At 55.5% G+C, this 1,196-nt stretch carries 2 protein-coding genes; both read right to left on the reverse strand.

Translation table 11 applies throughout. The features are described 5' to 3' along the window. The coding region (locus EOB49_RS33950) for a methylaspartate ammonia-lyase (RefSeq protein ID WP_127383508.1) at window positions 1–724 on the reverse strand (724 nt) is incomplete at its 3' end. 269 nt (window positions 725–993) lie between these two features. Then, on the reverse strand, window positions 994–1,196 hold a 203-nt coding region (locus EOB49_RS37100; RefSeq protein ID WP_206526188.1), incomplete at its 5' end, for a hypothetical protein.

Consider the following 1,196-nt stretch of genomic DNA (forward strand, 5'->3'; position numbering starts at 1 on the left):
GACCGATCCAGCCATAGACATCGAAATGCAGCACGGGATTATACCCGGGACGGCCGATCTCGCGCGTACGCTTCGCGACCCACTTCACGAACTCCATGAAGGTCTGACCGTCTACGCCGAATTTCTGCCGAGAGTTGATCAGGCCGTGGGGAAGCACATCCACACCCTTCAGAATCATCTTGTCGACGTTAATTTCACGAGCGTCACCGCTCTGGCAATAAATCGGTACCCGGCATGTCGGCAGCTCCAGACCAAACTCCGCGCATATGATCTCCGCCATCGTCTTGCGCTGAAGATGGGCGGCTGCGCGAAGAAGAGCTTGGCTCACGCCATACTCAACAGCCACAGGTAACCGCTGATGTTCGACTGGTTCAAAAACCTTTGTGCAAGAATCACGAAAATGAGAGGCATCGACATCAACAAGCCGCGGAGCGACAACGCGTGACGTTAATGATGAGATTTGCTTAGTGTCGAACAGAGGATCGCGTCCACCCGCACCAGAGTACTGGACGTTCATCATATCGCCCCAAACGACGGCGTCGTCGGTAAGGACAAGCCCGACGCTGAGCGAAGATGCTGGAACGCGAATCGACTTGAACCCAGGCGTTGTCGGTGCGCCGACATAGATAAAGCCGTCCTGGGTTGCGCCGGACCTAATGGCCTCCTGATCGTCGTAGAAAAATGCGCCGTTGCCAGGCGCGAGCAGGACATCTTTGATCTGCACTTCGTTTCGCTCGATTTGTTCGTGTCCAACTATGCGCCACTTCGTATTAATTTCGCCAATATAAAGTCCGAGGTGGTGCCATCGCGTTTTCAGATGGCCGGCGATTTTCCCCGAGCAGGTTGACGGTAAGAGCTGTGACGGCAAGGCAGATACCGGGGCGAAGACTAACCACGGGCGATAGAGAGATACAGGCGGGAACTTGAGATCATGTCGCCCAGCTCGAATCTCGGACTGAACGCCTATGGCCAGAAAGCCAAGAAAGAACTCTGTCAGAATGGCATCAGCTCCGGCACTGGCGTCCCTGGACCGGTGGAATAGTGATCGCATGACATGCCGCCACACAGCTTCGGCAGGCGCGCATCGCCGCAGAGCACGGTCTCCAGGTAGGGATGTTCCCGAACACTTAGATGTTTGATCCCAGATTTTGATGGGGCATCCTTGTCCTCCGAATCAAGGGATGCGCTATGGGCCA

Source organism: Mesorhizobium sp. M7A.F.Ca.MR.148.00.0.0, from assembly GCF_003997735.1.
In the GTDB taxonomy this organism is placed as follows: domain Bacteria; phylum Pseudomonadota; class Alphaproteobacteria; order Rhizobiales; family Rhizobiaceae; genus Mesorhizobium.